This window comes from Dyadobacter sp. 32, from assembly GCF_902506755.1.
GTDB lineage: Bacteria > Bacteroidota > Bacteroidia > Cytophagales > Spirosomataceae > Dyadobacter.
The window spans coordinates 3329045-3350038 of sequence record NZ_LR735258.1 but is presented as its reverse complement, the minus strand read 5'-3'; the positions used below and the strand labels follow the sequence as shown (position 1 = coordinate 3350038).

The following is a 20994-nucleotide window of genomic DNA, read 5'->3' as shown; positions in this document are numbered from 1 at the left end:
TAACATTAAAAATCCCCTGTTAACCAAGGTTTTCAGGGGATTTTTAATGTTAGCTAAGCAGGGACAGTACATCGTCACGGGTCAAGGATTTGATAAACCCATCTTCACTGGAAATCAGCTCATCGGCCAGCTGCTTTTTTGATTGCTGAAGAGCCAGGATTTTTTCTTCAACAGAGTTTTTGGTAATGAATTTATAAGTAAAAACCGTACGGTCCTGGCCTATTCGGTGTGCCCGATCAATGGCCTGCGCCTCTATGGCCGGATTCCACCAGGGATCCAGGATGAAAACATAGTCGGCGGCTGTAAGGTTTAACCCCACTCCACCGGCTTTGAGCGATATAAGAAAAAGCTTTCTGCTGTCATCAGTTTGAAAAGACTCCACCTGTGCCTGCCGGTCTTTGGTGGAACCGTCCAGATAGGCATAACTGATTCGCCGGTTATCCAGGTCTTGCCTGAACAAATCCAGGTGTTTCACGTACTGGCTGAAAATCAGTATTTTATGATTTTCACTCAACACGGTTTCAATTTTGTGTAAAACATCCTTAAACTTTCCGGAACCATGCGCGTAAGCCGTGTCGATCATTCCGGGATGGTTTGCCAATTGCCGTAGTTTTGTCAGCCCCTGTAAAACCACCAGATGGGATCTGGACATGCCCTCCTGATCGATCGCTTGCAGGATGGTGTTGCGGTAAGCAGCCTTGGTTTCTTCATAGATTTTTTCCTGCTCCTCCGACATTTCGCAGTATTGAATACTCTCCACTTTCTCCGGCAGATCGGTAGCGACCTGAGATTTGAGTCTGCGTAAGATGAACGGTTTAATAAGGTTATAAAGCCGTTTCATCTTTTCGGAGTCGTTGCGCTTTTCGATGGGGATTTGAAATTCATCCCTGAAGAATGCCTGTGTACCCAGCAGGCCGGGGTTCACAAACGACATTTGAGACCATAAATCCAGGGTGCTGTTTTCAATAGGTGTACCGGTCAGGATCAGGCGATGATTGGCGTTAAGCTTTTTGACAGCTTTTGTAATGATGGAGGTCGGATTCTTTACAGCTTGCGACTCGTCCAGGATCACATAATTGAAACGGTAAGATTTTATAAGCTCAATATCCAGCCTGACAATGCCGTAGGAAGTCAGGATCAGATCGTATTGGTCGAATTGTGCCGTTTGCTTTTCTCGTGACGATCCGGTGTAATGCATCACACGGAGCCCCGGAGTAAACTTTGCCGATTCCAGCCCCCAGTTATAAAGCAGAGAGGTAGGCATGATGAGGAGGGATGGCGCTGTGGCTCCGCGTTCCTTTTCAGATTGCAGCAGAGCGAGGGTCTGTACGGTTTTACCCAAACCCATATCATCGGCCAGGCAGCCCCCAAAGTTGTACTGATTCAAAAATCTCAGCCAGTCATAGCCGGATTTTTGATAGGCACGTAAGGATCCTTCGAAATTTTGCGGGATGTCTGCGGGCTCTATTTGGCGAAAATCCCGTAGATTTTCCAGTTTTCGGCTGATTACTGCACTTGCCAGGTTACCTTCCTGCAGTTCTTGCACCAGAGCCAGGTGATGCAACTGTAGTTTTATTTGCTCACCGGCGGGATCATTTTCAGTAAATGCAAATAATTCGGAATACTGTGTAAACCACCACTCGGGTATCACCGCAACCTCCCCGTTGGGCAATAAAAACTCAGTGATGCGGTGAAGAATATAGTTTTTAAGTTTGATAAAAGGTATTTCAAATTCGCCAAACTGAACTTTGGCTTCGATATCGAACCAATCCCGTCCTTCCTGTATGGATATATTTATTGAAGAATGACCTAAAAAGTAGCGTTTTGAATCATCCGTATGCTGCCGAACCGATATTCCATTTTCTTCAAGTGTTTTGGTGTTAGCCTGAAGCCAGTTGAACGCTTCTGCCTTGGGCAACTGTAGCCGGCCGTGTTTGAGGTTAAGCTGCAATTCCTTTAAAAGTGTCAGATTCTGACGTTCAATCGCGATGTGCCGTTTTACTTTGTTAAAAACGTATTCGTTTCCTTTTTTTTCCAAAAACACGTTGGAAGGGTTAGCGAAATTATCGAAATGGAAGGAAAAGGCTCCGTACTGAAAGGAAAGGTCAAATGCAATCTGGCTATTTTCTTCTTCCTGGGCGGTGGCCGTTTCTGCCCCATCTGCGAATAAGAGCAATGGTGCCGCTTTTACATTCCGTACATCTGTAATGATCAGTTGCGTTTTGGGTGTTGTTGTCGTATTTCTGATCTCAAAACCGCGTGCCACCACATCATATGAAGCGATGAGTGAGGTTACGAACTTTCGGTAGTATTGTTCTTCCACTTTACTTGGAATCGCAATGTATTTTTTTGCCAGAAAAGGTTTGATCTTTTTCCCGTCTACACTTCCTTCGAAATGGTACAAATGGCCGTCTGCGACGAGCCAGGCAGGTTCTTCGCAGAGTAAAAACGCGTTCCGGTATTGGAAGTCGAGTTTTTGTCCTTTGAAACGAATAGCAGGAAAATAATGGGTGTTGTCGCTGTTCCGGATAAAATGAAACCGGATGGTCGCAAGCTCTTTTTCCCAGAGAACCGGCTTCCACAGCGGGTTGCCGTCACTACCCATGATAAAGAGATGTTTTCCTTCAAGTCTTTTCAGGATTTCTGCCTTTTGATTCTCTATGTATACCTCAATGAGCTCCTGGATTGTTTTATCACCTTTTTGCGGATCATATAGTTTCAGGAAAAAGTCTGTAGGGGAGAGTTTCTTGGTATTAAACTTTTTAAGGATCGCATCTTGCTGAATGGCATCCATCAAACGCACCAATTCATGATCCGTACTATCCAGGCCATCGCTGAACTCTTCAATGTTTTTGGAAGATACATTTTGTATCTGATAAGTAAATTCTCCCTGTCCGTTCATTTGAACGACAAACGATTCAAAGATATATCCGAGATACTCATGGCTCAGAATAGAATATATTATTTTGTAGGGCTCGGTGGGAGATACTTTCATTTTTTTGTTATGGCCAGTTCTAGATTGCCGGATTGAAAGCCAGCTCTTGTATTATAAAATCGCTTCGTTGAGTACAAGGAAACATCAAATTTATAAGAATTTGGGCAAATTGAAAGCTCTTTATCCACGTTAGTCATTGTTTTTAGCCTCAACCAATCAGCGACGGTTTCATTATTTTTGACTGGTTGGGAGAGGAGTAGACCTTACTTTTTAAATTATGCGGGGCAATCTTGCGGGTTCAATAAATCCTCATTGTATCTTCGAAAAAAAATACAATTACTTTGCATTATTTTATATCCTAAACCTGTTAACCCTGCATCTATGACTGATCGTAAGACACGACTTGCCGTCATCCTGATCACTTCCCTGTTTTTCCTATGGGGATTTGCGCTCAATCTCAATCCGATACTCATTCCTCATTTAAAAAAGGCCTGTCAATTAAGTGATTTTCAGTCTGCATTGATTGATTCAGCTTCGTACATTGCTTATTTTCTGATCGCCTTGCCGGCAGGACTTTTCATGAAGCGGTTTGGTTATAAGGCAGGCATCACCCTTGGGTTGTTGTTATTTGCCTTCGGGACTTTTTTGTTTTACCCGGCGGCGGAATTTCGTCAGTTTAGTTTTTTCCTGGTTGCCTTGTTCATCATTGCAAGCGGACTCACGATGTTGGAAACTGCCGCCAACCCATATATAACCGTTCTGGGCGATCCCGAATCCGCAACGCAGAGGCTCAATTTTGCACAATCGTTTAATGGACTGGCTGCTTTTCTGGCACCTTTGATGGGTGGGATGTTTATTTTGTCGGGTAAAAATCTGACCGAACAACAGCAGAGTGCCATGACTGCTGATCAGCTGGATGCTTATCTGAATCTGGAGGCGGCGTCTGTGCAGGTTCCATTTATTATCATTGGAGTGGTCGTTTTGATAGTCGCTGTATTGATCTGGCGAACCAAACTTCCAGAAATAAAGGAGGAAGAGGAAGTTGTAACGCAGGAGGAGGTGACGGGTTCTATCCTCGGTGAGAAGAATTTGATTTTAGGGGTTTTAGCCCAATTTTTTTATGTTGGCGCCCAGGTTTGTATCAGTAGTTTCTTTATCCGTTTTTCAGATAAAGTGGCCGGGATAGATGAAATATCGGCTGCTTATTTACTTTCCGCGGCATTTTTAAGCTTTATGATCGGCCGTTTTATCGGGACTTATCTGATGCGTTTCGTTGCGCCACCCCGTTTGCTGGCCATTTATAGCGTAATCAATCTCGGCCTTGTACTGGTGGCCGTGTTGACCAATGGGATGGTGGCTATTTACGCACTGGTGGGTGTTCAGTTTTTTATGTCTATCATGTTCCCTACCATATTTGCTTTGAGTATCCGTGGTTTGGGAGCCAAGACCAAAATAGGTTCCTCACTGGTCATCATGTCCATCGTGGGCGGGGCGATCTTTCCGGTTATCATGGGTCAGGTTTCGGATATATCTTCGATTCAGACCGCCTACATCGTTCCGGGTGTGTGTTTTCTGGTCGTACTCTACTTTGCAATCAAAAATAATTCTATCAAAAATGTAAAGCTGGGTGCTTCGCATTAATTATTTATCGGGTAAGTTGTTGGTTGATTTGCCTGCCAGACGAGGGATTGCCTGGTTCTGGGTACTTGGACTTTTACAACGGGCCTCACTATTTATAATATTTACTAAAACACAATAATAAGCGTCAATTATGGATTTAAAGCTTCAAAATAAAGTTGTTATTGTCACCGGTGGTGCAAAGGGAATAGGAGAGGGGATTGTGCAGGTTTTGGCGGCAGAAGGTGCCATCCCGGTAATTGTGGGCAGAAACGCAGCAGACAACCAGAAAGTTGTTGATGATCTGGCGGCCAAAGGGTTTTCCTCGTTTCAGGTTGTAGCAGAATTGACAGAGCCCTCTCAATCGGAGGCGGCGGTAGCGGCAGTAATGGAGAAATTTGGACGTATAGATGGTCTGATCAACAATGCGGGTGTCAATGATGGCGTAGGGCTGGAAAGTGGCGATTATGAACGATTTATTGCTTCCTTACATAAAAATGTGGTGCATTATTATTTGATGGTTCACCATGCTCTGCCTGCGCTTAAAGCCTCCAAGGGCGCCATCGTTAATATCAGCTCCAAAACGGCCGATACCGGACAAGGTGGCACATCTGCTTATGCGGCGGCCAACGGTGGACGTAATGCACTCACACGGGAGTGGGCAGTAGAGCTGCTTAAATATGGAATTCGGGTCAATTCGGTAATCGTAGCAGAATGCTGGACGCCGCTTTATGAGAAATGGATTGAAACGTTGGCCAATCCGCAGGAAAAGCTTGCTTCCATTACGGCTCATATTCCACTGGAAAACCGCATGACTACCGCGGAAGAGATTGCCAATATGGCGGTGTTCTTATTATCCGAACGTTCGAGCCACACCACTGGCCAGCTCATCTACGTGGATGGCGGCTATGTGCACTTGGATCGGGCATTAGCCAATTCGTAGAAGAGCATTGCGCTTAACTAAAAAGAGCTTGCGGATCTGTGTTTCGCAAGCTCTTTTTGTAATGGTACGGAGCGGATCAGTAGTCGAACCGTTTTTTGAAAGTTTAAAATCAATATCGAATTTAATCGATTGAATATGAATCGGTTGATTGGCTGTTTCTTTGTGTTGAAATATGATGAAACGATCTTCGAGGCTACTATTTCTCCATAAGACTGCTTGCGGCCAGCGCCCTCTGCAGTTCTCCGTGGGCATTGCCGGAAGACGGGTGCGCTGCGTGATTAGACACAATCCGACCCCGTTCGTCTATCAGCAAGTAGCGTGGAATGCCCCAAACGTGGTAGAGGTTCCAAATGGATTCGGGCTTATCACTTCCATCAAGCATGTGCAGCCCAGCGGGCACTTTGCCGCCGATCACCATTTTTTTCCAAGCCAGGGTATCGCGGTCTACCGACACGTATAGGAATGCGATCCGGTCATCGCCTTTAAACTCTGCCTGCACCTTTTTGGAATCGGGGAATGCGCCTACACAGGGGCCGCACCATGTCGCCCAAATGTCAACATATACTATTTTCCCCCGCAAATCCGATAGCGCCAGCTGCTTGCCATCCGTGGTAATTCCAGAAAAATCTGGGGCGGGTTTGCCCGGGCCTAATTTTTCCCAGCGGGCCACATCTTCGAGGATCACACTTTTATAATCCTGGGAAAGAACTTCCTTTTCAAGTGTTTTAGCGAGCTTATGTAAGTTAGGTGTAAGACCATTGAGTCCGATTTGACCATTAACACTTTTTACACGGAGAAAATCTTCGACGGACTTTGGATAGTTGCCGGCTTTAATTTTCTTTTCAACTAATGCCGGAAAAATAGCTTCCAAAGTATCGCTCTGTAGTTCGTCATGCTCTTCATAAATAGCATTACTGATTTCATCGCGATAAAAAAAGCTACCAATTAATCCGTAATCGAATACACCAGCTTTCAAAGCTATTGTATCCACAGGAAACTTTTGAACAACTTCCCTCACTGATTGCGGAATTTCTGCGGAGTCTTTTCCTGCGGCGAAATTATATTGGTAGAAAATTACATGCATAGCAGCATGGCGTTTAAGCAAATCCAGCTTTTCAGCCGACACTTCGGGATTAGTTTTCAAGTTGCTTAACAATTGATCGTAACTTCTTTGTAATGAATCTCTTGCTTTCAAAAACTCATTCCCTTCGAGCTGAAAGGAATAAGTATCATTCCATTTATTGAAAGCAGATGTAAATTGCTGCGCCTCATAATAAACCTGATTGATCGCTGCCGCATTGCCCTCAAAACGTAACGGAAGCTTTGCGCCAGGTTCGGCAGACAGAATCTGAAATTCGTCCCCAGGCGCAATCAAAATGCCTGCTGTAATGTTTTTACCATTGTTAATATGGGCAAAAAAGGGCTCTTTCACCATCACTTCGACCACGCCTTTTCCTGCACTATCCAGCAGTACCTTCGCCAGTTCTATACTGGCTAGACTTATCATATTCGTTCTTCCCACTTTGACAGTATCTCCTGCTGCCTTCGGAAAATTAAAGGATATTTTAACTGTGTTCTTAGACTTCTTCTCACAACCGGTCATCCCGATGAGCACTGTCGAAAACAGCAGTGGCAGATAAAAATTGTAGCGCATTTGATTGAAGTTTTGGAAAAAAAGTAGACCAAATCTAATTACGCTAATAAAATGAATCCTGTGGAGATCAGGACATATTCAGGATCAAGTGGAAAAGTTGGGGGGCGATTATGCATAAAGTTTAGAAAGCCGGAACAGGAAGAACTTGATGTCTCTTACACCTCTTGATGACGATCTGAAAGATTTAACCTTGGCGTTGAAAGATTCGGCCGATGCGTTGGTGCTTTTATTGTTGAAAAAATTCAGGATATCTAAATAGTGGGTTTGAATAGACCTGGCAACGGTTTTGAAGGAGTCTATTCCGCAGTCTTCCACAATGTTATACCACAATGCAAGCTTCTTGAAGGCTACTTCCTTCAAAGTGCAAGTCCGAAAGATAGTCCCCAGATCCAAAGAGATATTGTAAGCTTTCTTGATTAAGGGATAACGTTCAAACAGCAACTTGGCCCGTTTTACTTGCGAGGTGGTCCACTTGTCATGGTGCTTAAATAGCAGATATCTACTTCTTGCCAACAACTGCTTTACTGTATCTCCGTTTTCGAGAACTTCTGGCTCAAAGCTTACTCCCGCCGCCTTGGCTGTACTAATGGCCTCATTTTCCTTATCCAGAACCTCCCAGCGGTATTTGATCCGGATTTCCTGTACCGCTTCATATGCTAATTTTTGTACATGAAAGCGATCGATTACCCGATCTGCCTTAACAAAACAGCGCTTCACGATCATATTCATATTGGCTGCCATGTCCAAGGTAACCTCACGAACTGTGTCCCGAAGCTTCTTGGGAATCCCGTTTAAAACTTCAATAACAGTTTCAGCCTGAGTGCCTTTAACCATCGCAACAAGTGCTCCTTTCCTCCCTTTGGCAGCTTTATTTGTAACGATGGTGTATAATTCCCCGTTAGAAAGAGCAGTTTCATCAATGCTTAAATGAACACCTGTATTCTCAGCATACAACATCCAGTCTTCTGCATGCTCTATTTGATCCCATTGGCGATAGTCACTGATATGATCTTTATACTGCTGCTGAAGCTGTTTCCCTTCTAAATGATAGTATTTACCCAGTTGTGAACAGCTAACGGGATTATTATCTATACAACTCTTTTAAAAAATCAGCGAACTCTTTGGTCATTCGAGTTCCCTGTTGTACCACATTCCAGTCTCTGCTAATTATCTCTTTTGTATCCTTGACTTCCCAACGACGGCGTTTTATACAGAGCGTAACTTTCTGATTACGAATAGGAAAGTCCTGAATATAGATTTCCGGAAGAAATCCCTTGGACTCCAACTTTTCATCTTTATACTCAACAGGAGTAATATTCTTCTCTACTAAGTAGATGTTTAATCCAGGAATGGACTCAACGACTTTGGTTGGTTCAAAATACTCTAGGATGCCTTCTGGTAAAAGTATACGGACAAGTGTTTGGTAAGAATCGTTCAATGCAAACAAAATTGGTTCAGGATGCAAAGCAAATAATAATTCAGCTTCCCCCCAACTTTTCAGCTTGATCCCATATTCATTTTAATTTTTGGGATATTTTTACTAAACGGAGCGTCCGTCAGCTAGAATTTTTGTAGAAAAATATACAAAAATAGCTCCTCAACTTGCGCTAAGGAGCTATTGTACCGGGGACGGGAATCGAACCCGTACGAGCGTTTCGGCTCACAGGATTTTAAGTCCTGCGTATTTTGGTTTCATATGGTGTAATTTGTATCAATACTATCTATATATCAGTTAGTTGCGGTATTATTGATTTACTTAAATTCACAAAAAACCGCCATTTGTTGTACCTATGTTGTACCAAACAGTTTTGAAGTTGCTATATTTGCATATCTGAAACAGTCTCATTCTGAACGGTATGGCATCCACAATTAAAGCAATCCTGCGAAAAAAGCCTAATCAAGAAGGCAAATTTCCCATCGCGCTGCGCGTGACAAATAACCGTAGCTCAACGTATGTGTATCTAAAACAGTATGTGAAGGAGAGTGAATGGGATGCCATAGGTCAAAAAGTTAAAAAGGCGCATCCGAATTCAGTGTGGCTGAATAATTTGATTTTGTCGAAAAAAGCCGAGATCAATGATCAGCTGCTTCAACTAGCCAGTCAGAAAAAAGACAATTCCGTGGCCGCTGTCCGCAAGACAATCAAACAGGTGGCGGGAGCAGGTTTTTTCTCGCAGGCAAACTTATACTGTGATCAGCTGGAAAAGAACGGGAAGTTTAATCGCAAGTCTGCCGACCTTCCGCGTGTAAATCGATTCAAAGAATTTTTAAAAGGTGCTGATATTAGCTTTACAGATATAAATCCTGCTCTACTACGCCAGTTTCAAACATACTTACGCAGCAAACGCAAGGTAACTGAGCGGACAGTTGTAAATCACCTGGTGGTTATCAGAACAATCTTTAATCAGGCAATCACTGCAGGATTGGTTGATCAAAAATACTATCCGTTCGGGAAGGGGAAGATTTCAATCAAATTTCCTGATAGTGCCAAGATCGGACTGACTTCGGAAGAGGTGAAGAAGTTAGAAGACATTGAACTGAAAGACGGGCAACATCATGCACGGAACCTTTGGCTTATTTCCTTCTTTTTCGCTGGAATGAGGATTTCCGATGTACTCAGATTGAAATGGTCAGATTTTCAGAACGACCGACTTTACTATTCTATGGGTAAAAATCTCAAAGCAGGATCTTTGAAGGTTCCAGAGAAAGCTTCAAAGATATTAGCAGGGTATTCAGAAGATACCGCTCACGATCTAGTTTTTCCAGATTTGACGCGTATGGTTGATCTTTCAGATGCCTATGTTGTGCAGAGCTATATCAAGACCAGGACAAAGAGCTGCAATGACTATTTGAAACAGATAGGGGAACTGATTGGTTTGTCGAAGCCTCTAACAATGCATATCGCCAGGCACACCTTCGCCCAGATTTCTTCAGATAAGATACCGGTTAATATACTACAACGTCTTTATCGGCATTCGGACATTAAGACAACGATGGGCTACCAAAGCAATTTTATTAATAAAGGTGCAGATGACGCTCTGGACTTGGTGATTGGCAAATAGTTACAAGAAAGAACTATCTGGTGCACCATAATTTTCATCGCTACTGATAAAAAATAGCTCGTTTACAAGTCCCAAATATGATTGAGGAAGCACAAGAAAAGACTAGCTTTACCCTCGTATGACCAACACTGACACGGCAGATAACTTTTACCATATGATTGAAAGGCTACTATAACAAGCAACAAAACAAACGGTATTGAAGAAGATAGCTATCTGTTTATAATGAATTTCAAGCCATAAGCATCACTTTGAAAATAAATATGAATAATGAGAACATAGTTCAGAAGATATGGAACTTATGCAATATCCTGCGCGGAGATGGCATAAGTTATCACGAGTATATCTCTGAGCTTACTTACCTACTTTTTTTAAAAATCGCGCAAGAAAACAAAACCGAAGATTTGTTGCCTGAGGACTGTAGATGGTCTCGTTTGGTGGATTACACTGGCGATGATTTGTTAACAGAGTATCGCGACATGCTGACCTACCTTGGAGGGCACGCTTCAAGTGATATCGTAAAAAGAATTTATGCTTTTCCAACAACTGTTTTTTCACACTCTGAAAATCTTAAAGCTGTTGTTGATGGTATTGCAAAGTTAGACTGGCATTCGATTTCGATGGACGGAATGGGAGACATCTATGAGGGTTTACTAGCAAAAAATTCACAAGATGCACGGTCGGGTGCTGGGCAGTATTTTACACCGCGTGCGCTCGTTGATTCTATGGTAAGAATTATGAAGCCAGAACTGGGTGAAGTTATACAAGATCCAGCCACTGGCACCGGCGGCTTTCTGATCTCAGCTGACCATTACATTCGCAGTAATAATTCGAGAGAAGCATACATAGATAATCCTCCGAAGTACGAAGGTGTTGAAATTGAAAAAGGCACTTATCGGATTTGTTTGATGAACGCATTTTTGCATCAACTAGATTCCAATATTATCCTAGGAGATGCCCTTACAAAAGACGCTGAGGCGTTAAGCTTGGCTACTGTGATTTTAGCAAATCCACCTTTTGGAGCGAAAGCGGGAAGTGCTCGTAAAAATAGAGAAGACATACTGACAACAAATAAGCAACTCGCATTCCTCCAACATATCTATTCCGGGCTGCAAGCAGGCGGCCGAGCTGCAGTTGTGCTTCCAGACAATGTATTATTCGAAGAAGGGGTTGGACGGAAAATACGCCAAGAATTGATGGATAAATGTAATTTACACACTATTTTAAGGTTGCCTACTGGTATATTTTACAGCCAAGGCGTTAAAACAAATGTTTTGTTTTTTACGCGTGGTTCAGAGGACACCGGTAACACTAAGATAGTGTGGATTTACGATATGCGCTCCGGAGCAGTTAAATTTGGTAAAAAGCGTCCGTTAAATGATAGCGATTTTTCTGATTTTGAACATTTTTTTGGAACAGATCCCAAAGGGATGACAAACCGCGAAACGGTAGAAGGGAATAACCGTTGGAAGGCTTTCAGTCGACAAGAAATTTTGAATCGGAACGATAATCTTGATATCGTATGGCTCGCAAATGCAGATTTTGATTTAGAAGACAATCTTAGTGAGCCAGAGGAAATTGCAGAAGCTATTCTCAATCATCTAAGAGAAGCACTTAACGAGATAAAAGAATTGTCAATAGAGCTAGACTCTGATTCGCTTGAAACGCCATGATAAATGAATTGCCTAATGGGTGGGTTAAGACTTCGCTGGGCAAGATAGCTCAGTTAAATATGGGGCAGTCACCGGATGGAGAGTTCACAAATACCAATGGTGATGGCCTTCCGTTAGTCGGTGGCGCAGCAGACTTTGATAATGACAAAATCAAATCGTCCAGATTTACAAGTAAGCCCACAAAAGTATCTGAAGAAGGAGATTTAATACTTTGTATTAGGGCCACTATCGGGAAAGTGGCTTTCTCTGATCAGAGCTATTGTCTAGGCCGCGGCGTAGCAGGCTTGCAGTCATTCGTCGAGCCTCGGTGGTTGTATTATAAGCTTCAAGAAAGTGCAAAAAAATTAGATGAGGCCGGTACAGGTTCTACTTTTAGACAGGTAGACAAGAAAACTCTCGACGAATGGCCGGTGGATCTACCTCCCGCTGAAGAACAAAAGAGGATTGTAAGTAAAATCGATACTTTGTTTGCTCGATCGAAAAGTGTAAATGATAATCTAAACAGCATACCAAAACTAATAGAAAAATATAAACAAGGAATTTTAGGTGCTGCTTTTGACGGCAACCTAACCCGCGCATGGAGAGACCTTAACAATCTTAGCAGCGCTCCAGTGTTAAAACTGCAAGCAGTTGTTTTAGATTTTGCTTACGGAACTTCTTCAAAATCATCCCCGGTCGGAGAAATACCAGTTTTGAGAATGGGAAATATACAGGATGGAAAGTTAAATTGGGATAAGCTGGTTTATACTTCCGATCCTAAGGAAATAAAAAAATATGCTTTGAGCGCTGGTGATGTTTTATTCAATCGAACAAATAGTGCGGAGCTTGTAGGGAAGACAGCTCTATTTGATGGCGAGCAAGAGGCAATATACGCAGGTTATCTTATTAGAATTAAATGCTCAGAACACCTACTGCCGTCGTATTTAACTTATTGCCTTAATAGTCCTGCTGGTAAAGCTTATTGTCAACGAGTAAAGAGCGACGGAATAAATCAGTCAAATATCAATGCAAAAAAGCTTGCAGCGTTTCAATTGCCAGTACCAAGTATTGCAGAGCAAATCGAAATAGTGCGTCAAATTGAACTTGCTTTTGAATGGATCAATCATCTAGCTTATGAAACAAGTAGTGCAAATAAACTCATCAGCCATCTTAATCAAGCAATTTTGTCCAAAGGTTTTACTGGTGAACTTGTGAAGCAAAATCCAAAAGAGGTTAACGCTAAGGCTTTATTGGAGAATATATCGCGTCAGATGAAAGCACATGTGCAACCTATTCGAAAAAAATTGCCAAGCGTCAAACAGGAAAATAAAAGTATGAATAGAAAACTTATAGACGTTCTTTCTGACGCAAATGATTGGATATCTGCACAGGAAGCATTTAAATTGTGTGGTGTTGGTAAAAATGCAACTACCGAGGAAATTGAGCCAGTTTATGCCGAACTGCGTTCTCTTGATCATCAAGGTTATATCGAAATTGAAACAATCCGAGATACAAATGGGAAGAAGCTTTTCGATCAAATTAAACTGAATAAGAAGTCTGATCATGCGTCTTGATAAACTAACAATCGGTAGCCCTAAGGAAAGCTTGTCACATCAATTCAAGAATTTGAAAGATGTAACAATTGATTTCGATCAAGATCACTGGGTGACGGTTGTCATTGGGTGGAATGGAACAGGTAAGTCAAACGTTTTGGAAGCTTTGGCAATCATTTTCAGAGAACTGATTAGCCCAAAAAAGTCACCCAAAATAGATTTCGCTTTCAATCTTTCTTATCGTATGGGTGCAGCCGAAGCAGAACGCTTCATCGACATTGATCATGACCCTGATAGAAGTGGCGAGAAATATATTATCAAAGTAACTGCAAAAAGTGCTTTAGATGATTCCATGATTCACATGGATGTGAATACAGTGAGTAATGTTAAACTAAAAGCTTTTTTGGACGAAAGCAGAAACTTACCGAAATATGTTTTCAGTTACTATTCCGGTGAGAGCTCTCGTATGCATGATATTTTTGCGCCTTATTTGCAATGGTATGACGAGAAATTACGAAGGGGAGAGGATCCAGGAATAAAGCGTCTATTCTACGCTCTACCCGTGCACAGTCAGTTCGTATTATTGGCGTTTTTAATAGGCGAGAATAATGATGTTTTAGATTTCCTAAAGAATAATCTTGGCTTAGATCCTGATAGCGGCTTAGAGTCGGTTTTGTTTGTTTTACGGAAACCGCCTTGGAAGGAACAGCCGGATGGTGATCCTCGCTTCTGGGGAGCCAAAGGCATTGTGAGCGAATTTCTTTCACGTTTGTATGAGATAGCTCTGGCACCAGTGGAAACTGAGCGGCGCGTTCCTGTATCTCTCTGGAATAAAGAAACTCTACAGTTCAAGTACTTGTACGTTAAGGATATTCAATCATTGCGAAAGCTGGTCGCTCAGCAAGCCCCAGCGGAATTTTTTCGCGATCTTGAGAGCACATATGTTTCTCAGCTAATCGAAGAAGTTCGGATCAAGGTAAAGCTTAGAAAAACAGACGAGACAGTAACATTCCGAGAGTTGAGTGAAGGTGAACAGCAATTGCTCACAGTGCTAGGCTTAATTAAATTCACAGCAGAAGAGGAAAGTCTCTTCCTTTTGGATGAGCCTGATACTCATTTGAATCCGAGATGGAGTGTGGACTATCTAAGTTATCTAAGGAATGTCGTTGCATCATCTTCAGGTGGAAATGCCACAAGTCATATTTTACTGACGACACATAATCCTTTGGCAGTGGCAGAGCTTGTGCGAGAACAAGTACAAATTCTTCAATTACGCGACGAAGGCACTAGCAGGCGGGTGGTTGCATTTTATCCAGAAGTGGATCCTCGTGGTATGGGCTATGCCGCAATCGTAGCAAGCGATATGTTTGGAATTGCCTCAACTATGGATCAACCAACTCAATTATTATTAGAAAAGCAGCGAATACTGGGTAGTAAAAAGCTATTGTCAGCTGAGGAGCAACAAGAATTGGAACTATTGAATGAAAAGCTAAATAAGCTTGGATTTAGGTTTTTCCACCCAGACGATGAGTATTCTCGCTATTTACGCCTGCGAAATGAAATTCTATCTGCTCGGTTCAAAACGGAAGAGACAGCAATTCTAGCTGAACATGTTGTAGCACTTGAACGTAATGAGAGGGAAAAGCTTTCACAAGAACTACTTGGTGTTCTACTTTCTGAAAACGGTAATGATAAGTCATGAGATATATCGATTTAGATAGAATTCGAATGCCTCCAGGATGGTTAGCGAGATCCCAAGCAGCTACTTTAGCTATTGCAGCGGGTGCCGATCCAAACGATCACGCTGATATATGGCGCGAGTTAAAGGTCGAAATGAATCGTATCTCCGAGAATAAATGTTGGTATTGTGAGTCACCAATTGATCGTTCTGACAACGCAGTAGATCACTTTAGACCTAAAAAGCGCGTATTAGATGCGCGAAATCCTCATATAGGATATAGATGGTTAGCATTTGATAAAGACAATTTTAGGCTAGCATGTACATATTGTAATAGCAGAAGGATAGACTTAGAGTTTGGGACGGCTGGTGGAAAGGCAGATAGATTTCCACTAATGGATGAAGACAAGCGAGTATATACTGTTGGTCCTATTGATGATGAAGAACCAGAATTACTAGATCCGTGTAAAATTTTTGATTGCGAGCTCTTGGGTTGCCAACAAGAAAACGGCAAACCATGCCCGACAAGTACCGACCCTATTCAAATCCGCCGTGCAGAAACTTCAATTGAAGTTTATCATTTAGATCGTGATGCGACTTGTCTATTGCGTCACGGTATAGCCGTGCGTCTCATATCGGATATTATCGATGGTCAAAGGCTCTTTGAAGCATGTTTGAGAGACAGTTCAAGAAAACCAGAATTTTTAAAGGTCTCAGGAAAAATACGACGGGCTATTAGTAGCGAAGCTTCTTACAGTGGAGAAATGAAATATTTGCTTAGGTGCCAGCGATCAAGTGAACATCCATGGATACAGGGATTATTGGAAGCTTAAATGGCCTGCCAGGATTCGAACCTAGGTTTTTTATCAAAACCGCTCTGGCGGTATAATCGGGGGTAAAGGCTTACATTCCTAAAATAAAATGACTTTGAAACAGTAGTTTATTTAATAAAATGAATCCTAGCACCGCGCGAATATTATTAAGGGGGCATAGTTTCCTCTATCTGCTTCACGCAAAGCAGATAAGTAAATAGAACGAAACTCACTAGTCGGCACCAGGTTTTGGCTTCCCCAGGTGAACACTTCTCGACCAAATATCTTCTCCACAATGACATCTGCTATCAGACGCGAATGTCTTCCATTTCCATTGGCAAAACAATGAATGGATACAATTCGGTGCTTAAACCTGACTGCGATTTCATCGGAAGGGAAGGTATTATTGTCGATCCAGAATTTACAATCATCCAGCAACATTCTTAAATCAAGACCTATTTGATATTTATCGACACCAAGATTTTTGTTGGAATTTCTAAATGTTCCTGCCCACTGCCAGACACCTGAGAGCATTCTGGCATGTAATTCTTTGACAAATTTTTCGGTCAGGATTTCGGCGGCCGTAAATCTCCGCCGTCGTTCGACTGTCCAGCGGATAGCTTCTTCGATATTTCGTTGTTCCACTTCGTCCAGTTCACCACGGGTGGTGACCGACGTAATTAGCAGGCCTTCTTTTTCGTCTTCATCAATGGGTGTTTGGCCTTCGTCATAGTGTAAATCTAATCCCATAGACTTCTCGGCATTTCTCTTTTGATCTCTTGCGACAATTCATCAACCGCTTGTTTAAGGCGTTCCGGTGAATTTTCCTGATCTTCCAGCTTCATGGTTGTCGATGTTCTTTTGACAATTTTCAACGCCTGTTCCCTGGCTTTGCTTTCGATCATATCTTCCAGAGAGCCGTCTTTGGGGGCAAAGCCATAGACAAATTTCATGTTTAGAGCGTCGCCAGCCTCGATCAACGATTTCAGGGTAATGGTTCCATCCGCTTCTCGTTTCTCAATGTCCTTAATGCCCTGGGCGGTCATAGACAATCTCACGCCGAGCTGCCTCAGGGACATATTCAAGGCTTTCCGGAGAAGGCTGATCCAGCCTTCCGCAGGGAGTGGAATCTTAGCCAATGCAGTAAGGTCCTGCATCTTCTGATCCAGTTGTCGAATTACGATAAGTTGGCTGTTAGTTAGCTTCATAAGTATATACCTTTAAAATACTATTTCAAATATAAAGGTATAGCTTTAAATATCAAGTTAATTTTTATGCATATACCTTTAATTTGAATTCTAGGTGATATGCGCGAATCAGATCCGGATCTAAAACTTCTAATGGTAAAGGAGGAGATGAGCCGGTATAAGACCGATATGCGTTGGATAATGCTTCACTAAAATGCAAGTTTTGGTTGCATGAATGATAGTCGAATGATAAGATATTTATACGGGCATTAACAAGGTCTGGGGGCACGATTGGGGGCATCCAGAACGAGGGGCCATATAAATATCAATCCAACCAAGGACTTAGAGATCAGATGGCACACCGGCTACGGGCACCAATCCCTTTTTTACCAACATTATTTATTCTTATCAAAACGCGAATTATTCAATTTTCGCAGCACGTTAAAGCTATAATGGGTTTATCAATATATTCCTATCATTTACCCACAGTAACCAAAAGTGGGGGCATGATTGGGGGCATGAAAATGCCGATTGGTATCGAAATTCCCAGCAACTCGAATCAGAGGTTGTAAAATGGCTTTATCGAACATGACCTGTCAGGCAGCAAAACCTAAAATCAAGCCTTACAAGATCGCTGACGGAGAGGGTCTGTATCTTGAAATCACTCCGAGCGGTTCAAAATACTGGCGGCTCAAGTATCGCCTTCATGGCGAAGAAAAGCGAATTTCAATCGGCGCCTATCCCGCTATCTCAATCGCGGATGCCCGTAAAGCCAAGGAAGTAATTAAAGGGGACATACGAGTTGGCATTGATCCAGTCCTGAAACGTCTTCAGGCCGCTCAGGCGCAAGCGTTAAATCAGCAACTAGATTTTAAATCAATCGCTTTAGAGTGGCACTCAAAGCAGATTGAGCTATGGAAGCCGAAACACTCCGAGATCATCAGACACCGTTTTGAGAAATATGTGTTCCCTTATTTAGGAAATTTTCCTCTTGCAGATATTAAGCCAATGATGATGCTTGGTTGTCTTCAAAAGATCGAAAAGACAGCCCCAGAACTCTCCCGCAGAATAAAAGGGATGTGCAGCCATGTGTTCAAATATGCTATCGCTACGGGCAGGGCGGAAAATGATCCTACTTATGGACTCGAAGCTGCAATGAAAAAATTTAAAAGGGGACATTACGCGTCGATTTCGGTCGATGAGTTTCCTGAATTTCTGGCGTGCTTGAATGGTTATGAAAGTCGTATTCAACGACAAACCTTTCTGGCGCTGAAATTATTGCTCCTCACGTTTGTACGTACCACCGAGCTCGTGGAAGCAAAATGGGAGGAAATAAATTTTGACAATTCGACGTGGGTTATTCCTGCGTCACGTATGAAGATGAATCTTCCGCATATCGTACCGTTGTCACACCAGTCGCGGGCGATGTTTCAGGAACTGAAAGAATTGAATGCGAACCGGGAATTTATATTTCCTGGCAGTTATGACCGGAGAAAGCATATGAATAAAAATACGATGCTTGTTGCAATCAAGAGAATGGGCTACCAAGGCCAAATGACGGGCCATGGATTTAGATCGCTCGCATTGGGAATATTGAAAGAGAAATTGGGTTATCCTCATGACATTGCTGATAGACAACTGGCACATGTTCCGAAAAGTGGCGTTGATCGAGCATATGACCGTGCACAGTTCTTGCCACAGCGGGTAAAAATGATGCAAGAATACGCTGATTATATCGATGAAGTGGAGTCAGATTTTTACTCATAACCTGAAGGTCGTCAGTTCAAATCTGGCCCCCGCAACCAATCTTTTCAAGCACTTAATTACATTCAAAAATAGTCTTGAAAATCTCATTGCCGCGCCATTGCCGCATTTTCAAAGTTTCGATCGAAAAAATATTCGAAGAGCTACATCAACGAATGTCTGATTTTCTCCTCTCGACCCGGCTTGTACAATAGTCGGTTCAATTTGTACGAGTTAACAAGCTAGACATAATATTTGATTATCAGTAGCGGGATACAAAATCAAAGTCCTTCCCGAGTAGGATTTGGGGATGTAAACCAAGTCCTTTGGCGTATTCTAAAAAGGTCGTGAAAAAATAGTCTTTTTTGCCATTTTCGATGTTGCTGATATTACTTTTAGTAAGGTCACAACGTGCTGCAAGCTCATCCTGGCTCAATCCGGCCTTCTGCCTAAGCTCCTTCATGTAACTTCCGATTTCTTGCAGTCTCGCTAGGTCTCGTACTTCCTTCATTCCGTTTTTCCACGAATGAATTAGATTAGGGTAAAAATTATGTTATAAGATCTTATAACATATATTTATTTTGATAACTTTACAGCCTTGTACAAAGTAGGACATCGCTCAAATGAACGAGAGAATTTTATTTGAGAATGGATTTATCTTAAACGCATTGTTTTATGGCTACGAAAAATGATGAACAAATACTCTTTGATGACCTTGCGGAGCTGACCAAATTAGGTTTGATTGACGGTAAAATTCAATCTGTAAGTGTGAATTGTGATTGCAACGGTTTCACAAATCCGAATGATCATGAAGGATATGTTTCCCAAGATCGCTCCGGGCGTTCTTATCAGGCCAATTGATGGTGATTACCATTACACTGTTAATTGTACGCAACGTGATTCGTTAAGAATACTAACCGCACTACAACGCGCGTTCCTTGGTTCTTTAAATGACGGGACAAGTGTGGCCGAATTTGCGGAGCGACACGCAATCTCAGTTGAAAACTCACAAATGCTTTTTGAAAGTTTTGTCAAATCGGGAATTCTGCTCGAACGGGAAGACCTCACATGTGTGCGAAAGCCAGAATTTCCAACTGCGCTTGATTTTTGGATTCACACGACAAACGCATGCAATTTAGGATGCTCTTACTGCTATATCTCAACATTGCATACCAGTGGTGGTATGTCCGACGAAGTCAAGAGTCGGTTTTTGGAAAAGCTTGTTGAAACTGTTGAAAAGCGGAATATTACGAAGATAAGGTTAAGGTTAGCTGGTGGTGAGCCTTTGACGCAATTCAAGTCATGGCAACACTTTATTCCGAATGCAAGGCAACTCCTTGGTAACTGTTCATGCAATCTTGAAATATCCTTCCTCACAAATTTGACATTGTTGACGGACGAAATCATTGATTTTGCTAAAAAGGAACATATAAGTTTTAGCGTTTCGATCGATGGTTTAAAAGAGGATCATAACCGTGCACGACCGTATCTGTCTGGTCGCGGCTCTTTTGCCACCATTGCTAGGAACATCCGTAAGCTACTTGAAAATGGCTTGCAGGTTTCCATCAATACGGTTGTAACAAATAACAATTTGTATGGTTTACCTGCACTGACGGATTATTTGATTGGTCTCGATATTCCGTTTCGGTTGTCAATCGTTAAAGGAGATAAAATAGATGGGGCAGCGCTGGAGCAAAGTCTCAGTATCTGTTTTGATAAGATGGCGGCAGCAGTTCAGAAAGGATGGACAGTTTCTGGCAAGTTTCAGTTTTGTGATTTGAAACCCCGCGAACTTGGCTTCCAAACGTGCTCTTCCGGCTTTTCTGGCGGTGCGATTAACGTTGACGGAACTTTTAATTATTGCCATGTTCATTTTGGTGATTCGGTGCAGCAGGATATTTCCATATATAATAATGACCTGGATTTAGTTACCATGATTGAGCAGGGGCCGCATTTAGAAGAAATAAAATCGAATGACTGCAAAGCCTGTCCATATCGAGCCGTCTGCACAAGCGGTTGCCCGGTATATAGGGTGGGTGGTAAAGACCCGCAGTGTAGTATTTATCACAAGTTTATTCCCCGTATTTATGACCTACATGCCTTGGAACGCTTGCATTTATTACAGTTGCATGGAATCATTTGATTTGTTCATTATTACTGG

General features: G+C 42.3%; 17 protein-coding genes and 1 tRNA gene. 10 read left to right on the top strand and 8 right to left on the bottom strand.

Annotation, left to right across the window (positions count from 1 at the left end):
- Positions 1-49: 49 nt before the first annotated feature.
- Positions 50-2995, bottom strand: coding sequence for a DEAD/DEAH box helicase (locus DYADSP32_RS13675; protein WP_149242214.1), 2946 nt, complete (start codon positions 2993-2995; stop codon positions 50-52).
- Positions 2996-3316: 321 nt separating this feature from the next.
- Here DYADSP32_RS13675 and fucP point away from each other — a divergent pair, with 321 nt between their 5' ends.
- Both fucP and DYADSP32_RS13665 read left to right on the top strand, forming a co-directional pair.
- Positions 3317-4576, top strand: coding sequence for an L-fucose:H+ symporter permease (gene fucP, locus DYADSP32_RS13670; protein WP_149242215.1), 1260 nt, complete (start codon positions 3317-3319; stop codon positions 4574-4576).
- Positions 4577-4706: 130 nt separating this feature from the next.
- Positions 4707-5495 carry an SDR family oxidoreductase gene (locus DYADSP32_RS13665; protein WP_149242216.1) on the top strand — a complete coding sequence of 263 codons (789 nt, stop codon included), beginning with the start codon at positions 4707-4709 and terminating at the stop codon, positions 5493-5495.
- A 196-nt stretch (positions 5496-5691) separates the two neighbouring features.
- Here the strand turns inward: DYADSP32_RS13665 and DYADSP32_RS13660 are convergent, their stop codons facing one another.
- The 4 genes from DYADSP32_RS13660 to DYADSP32_RS13645 all read right to left on the bottom strand — a co-directional run bounded on the left by DYADSP32_RS13660 (position 5692) and on the right by DYADSP32_RS13645 (position 8850).
- On the bottom strand, positions 5692-7149 hold the full coding sequence (locus tag DYADSP32_RS13660; RefSeq protein WP_149242217.1) for a TlpA disulfide reductase family protein: 1458 nt from the start codon (positions 7147-7149) through the stop codon (positions 5692-5694).
- A gap of 108 nt (positions 7150-7257) precedes the next feature.
- Positions 7258-8103 (bottom strand): ISL3 family transposase, encoded by an 846-nt coding sequence (locus tag DYADSP32_RS13655; protein WP_414618145.1) that lies wholly within the window; start codon positions 8101-8103, stop codon positions 7258-7260.
- Between the two features lie 130 nt (positions 8104-8233).
- Entirely contained in the window at positions 8234-8614 is a 381-nt protein-coding gene (locus DYADSP32_RS13650) for a transposase (RefSeq protein ID WP_414617437.1), read from the bottom strand.
- Positions 8615-8770: 156 nt separating this feature from the next.
- Positions 8771-8850: transfer RNA gene (locus tag DYADSP32_RS13645), tRNA-Leu, on the bottom strand.
- Positions 8851-9005: 155 nt separating this feature from the next.
- Between DYADSP32_RS13645 and DYADSP32_RS13640 the strand changes: the two genes are divergently transcribed.
- The 5 genes from DYADSP32_RS13640 to DYADSP32_RS13620 all read left to right on the top strand — a co-directional run bounded on the left by DYADSP32_RS13640 (position 9006) and on the right by DYADSP32_RS13620 (position 15924).
- A complete protein-coding gene (locus tag DYADSP32_RS13640; RefSeq protein WP_149242218.1) occupies positions 9006-10211 on the top strand; it encodes a site-specific integrase in 1206 nt (401 codons plus the stop codon).
- 260 nt (positions 10212-10471) lie between these two features.
- Positions 10472-11881, top strand: a complete 1410-nt coding sequence (locus DYADSP32_RS13635) for an N-6 DNA methylase (RefSeq protein WP_149242219.1) — start codon at positions 10472-10474, stop codon at positions 11879-11881.
- Positions 11878-13434, top strand: a complete 1557-nt coding sequence (locus DYADSP32_RS13630) for a restriction endonuclease subunit S (protein WP_149242220.1) — start codon at positions 11878-11880, stop codon at positions 13432-13434. The genes DYADSP32_RS13635 and DYADSP32_RS13630 overlap by 4 nt, the downstream gene beginning before the upstream one ends.
- The gene (locus DYADSP32_RS13625; protein ID WP_149242221.1) at positions 13424-15115 is read left to right on the top strand and encodes an AAA family ATPase; all 1692 of its coding nucleotides are present in this window, start codon (positions 13424-13426) and stop codon (positions 15113-15115) included. The genes DYADSP32_RS13630 and DYADSP32_RS13625 overlap by 11 nt, the downstream gene beginning before the upstream one ends.
- A complete protein-coding gene (locus tag DYADSP32_RS13620) occupies positions 15112-15924 on the top strand; it encodes a hypothetical protein (RefSeq protein ID WP_149242222.1) in 813 nt (270 codons plus the stop codon). The genes DYADSP32_RS13625 and DYADSP32_RS13620 overlap by 4 nt, the downstream gene beginning before the upstream one ends.
- Before the next feature lie 126 nt (positions 15925-16050).
- Here DYADSP32_RS13620 and DYADSP32_RS13615 read toward each other — a convergent pair whose 3' ends face one another.
- Together DYADSP32_RS13615 and DYADSP32_RS13610 are read right to left on the bottom strand one after the other, a co-directional pair.
- Positions 16051-16653 (bottom strand): mobile mystery protein B, encoded by a 603-nt coding sequence (locus tag DYADSP32_RS13615; protein ID WP_149242223.1) that lies wholly within the window; start codon positions 16651-16653, stop codon positions 16051-16053.
- Positions 16644-17111, bottom strand: a complete 468-nt coding sequence (locus tag DYADSP32_RS13610) for a mobile mystery protein A (protein WP_149242224.1) — start codon at positions 17109-17111, stop codon at positions 16644-16646. Before DYADSP32_RS13610 ends, DYADSP32_RS13615 begins: the two co-directional genes overlap by 10 nt.
- 552 nt (positions 17112-17663) lie before the next feature.
- Here DYADSP32_RS13610 and DYADSP32_RS13605 point away from each other — a divergent pair.
- Complete coding sequence (locus DYADSP32_RS13605) at positions 17664-18857, top strand: phage integrase central domain-containing protein (RefSeq protein ID WP_149242225.1); 1194 nt, start codon at positions 17664-17666, stop codon at positions 18855-18857.
- A 238-nt stretch (positions 18858-19095) separates the two neighbouring features.
- Here the strand turns inward: DYADSP32_RS13605 and DYADSP32_RS13600 are convergent, their stop codons facing one another.
- Entirely contained in the window at positions 19096-19344 is a 249-nt protein-coding gene (locus DYADSP32_RS13600; protein ID WP_149242226.1) for a helix-turn-helix domain-containing protein, read from the bottom strand.
- Positions 19345-19508: 164 nt separating this feature from the next.
- On the opposite strand from DYADSP32_RS13600, the gene DYADSP32_RS13595 reads away from it, so the two are divergent.
- Both DYADSP32_RS13595 and DYADSP32_RS13590 read left to right on the top strand, forming a co-directional pair.
- Positions 19509-19694, top strand: coding sequence for a hypothetical protein (locus DYADSP32_RS13595; RefSeq protein ID WP_149242227.1), 186 nt, complete (start codon positions 19509-19511; stop codon positions 19692-19694).
- Positions 19642-20976 carry a radical SAM protein gene (locus tag DYADSP32_RS13590; protein WP_414617748.1) on the top strand — a complete coding sequence of 445 codons (1335 nt, stop codon included), beginning with the start codon at positions 19642-19644 and terminating at the stop codon, positions 20974-20976. Before DYADSP32_RS13595 ends, DYADSP32_RS13590 begins: the two co-directional genes overlap by 53 nt.
- Positions 20977-20994: the final 18 nt, after the last annotated feature.

Bases quoted from the DNA above. Each gene is read 5' to 3' on its own strand.
- DYADSP32_RS13675 (WP_149242214.1), bottom strand. From the start codon at position 2,995: ATGAAAGTATCTCCCACCGAGCCCTACAAAATAATATATTCTATTCTG.
- fucP (WP_149242215.1), top strand. From the start codon at position 3,317: ATGACTGATCGTAAGACACGACTTGCCGTCATCCTGATCACTTCCCTG.
- DYADSP32_RS13665 (WP_149242216.1), top strand. From the start codon at position 4,707: ATGGATTTAAAGCTTCAAAATAAAGTTGTTATTGTCACCGGTGGTGCA.
- DYADSP32_RS13660 (WP_149242217.1), bottom strand. From the start codon at position 7,149: ATGCGCTACAATTTTTATCTGCCACTGCTGTTTTCGACAGTGCTCATC.
- DYADSP32_RS13640 (WP_149242218.1), top strand. From the start codon at position 9,006: ATGGCATCCACAATTAAAGCAATCCTGCGAAAAAAGCCTAATCAAGAA.
- DYADSP32_RS13635 (WP_149242219.1), top strand. From the start codon at position 10,472: ATGAATAATGAGAACATAGTTCAGAAGATATGGAACTTATGCAATATC.
- DYADSP32_RS13630 (WP_149242220.1), top strand. From the start codon at position 11,878: ATGATAAATGAATTGCCTAATGGGTGGGTTAAGACTTCGCTGGGCAAG.
- DYADSP32_RS13625 (WP_149242221.1), top strand. From the start codon at position 13,424: ATGCGTCTTGATAAACTAACAATCGGTAGCCCTAAGGAAAGCTTGTCA.
- DYADSP32_RS13620 (WP_149242222.1), top strand. From the start codon at position 15,112: ATGAGATATATCGATTTAGATAGAATTCGAATGCCTCCAGGATGGTTA.
- DYADSP32_RS13615 (WP_149242223.1), bottom strand. From the start codon at position 16,653: ATGGGATTAGATTTACACTATGACGAAGGCCAAACACCCATTGATGAA.
- DYADSP32_RS13610 (WP_149242224.1), bottom strand. From the start codon at position 17,111: ATGAAGCTAACTAACAGCCAACTTATCGTAATTCGACAACTGGATCAG.
- DYADSP32_RS13605 (WP_149242225.1), top strand. From the start codon at position 17,664: ATGGCTTTATCGAACATGACCTGTCAGGCAGCAAAACCTAAAATCAAG.
- DYADSP32_RS13600 (WP_149242226.1), bottom strand. From the start codon at position 19,344: ATGAAGGAAGTACGAGACCTAGCGAGACTGCAAGAAATCGGAAGTTAC.
- DYADSP32_RS13595 (WP_149242227.1), top strand. From the start codon at position 19,509: ATGGCTACGAAAAATGATGAACAAATACTCTTTGATGACCTTGCGGAG.
- DYADSP32_RS13590 (WP_414617748.1), top strand. From the start codon at position 19,642: ATGAAGGATATGTTTCCCAAGATCGCTCCGGGCGTTCTTATCAGGCCA.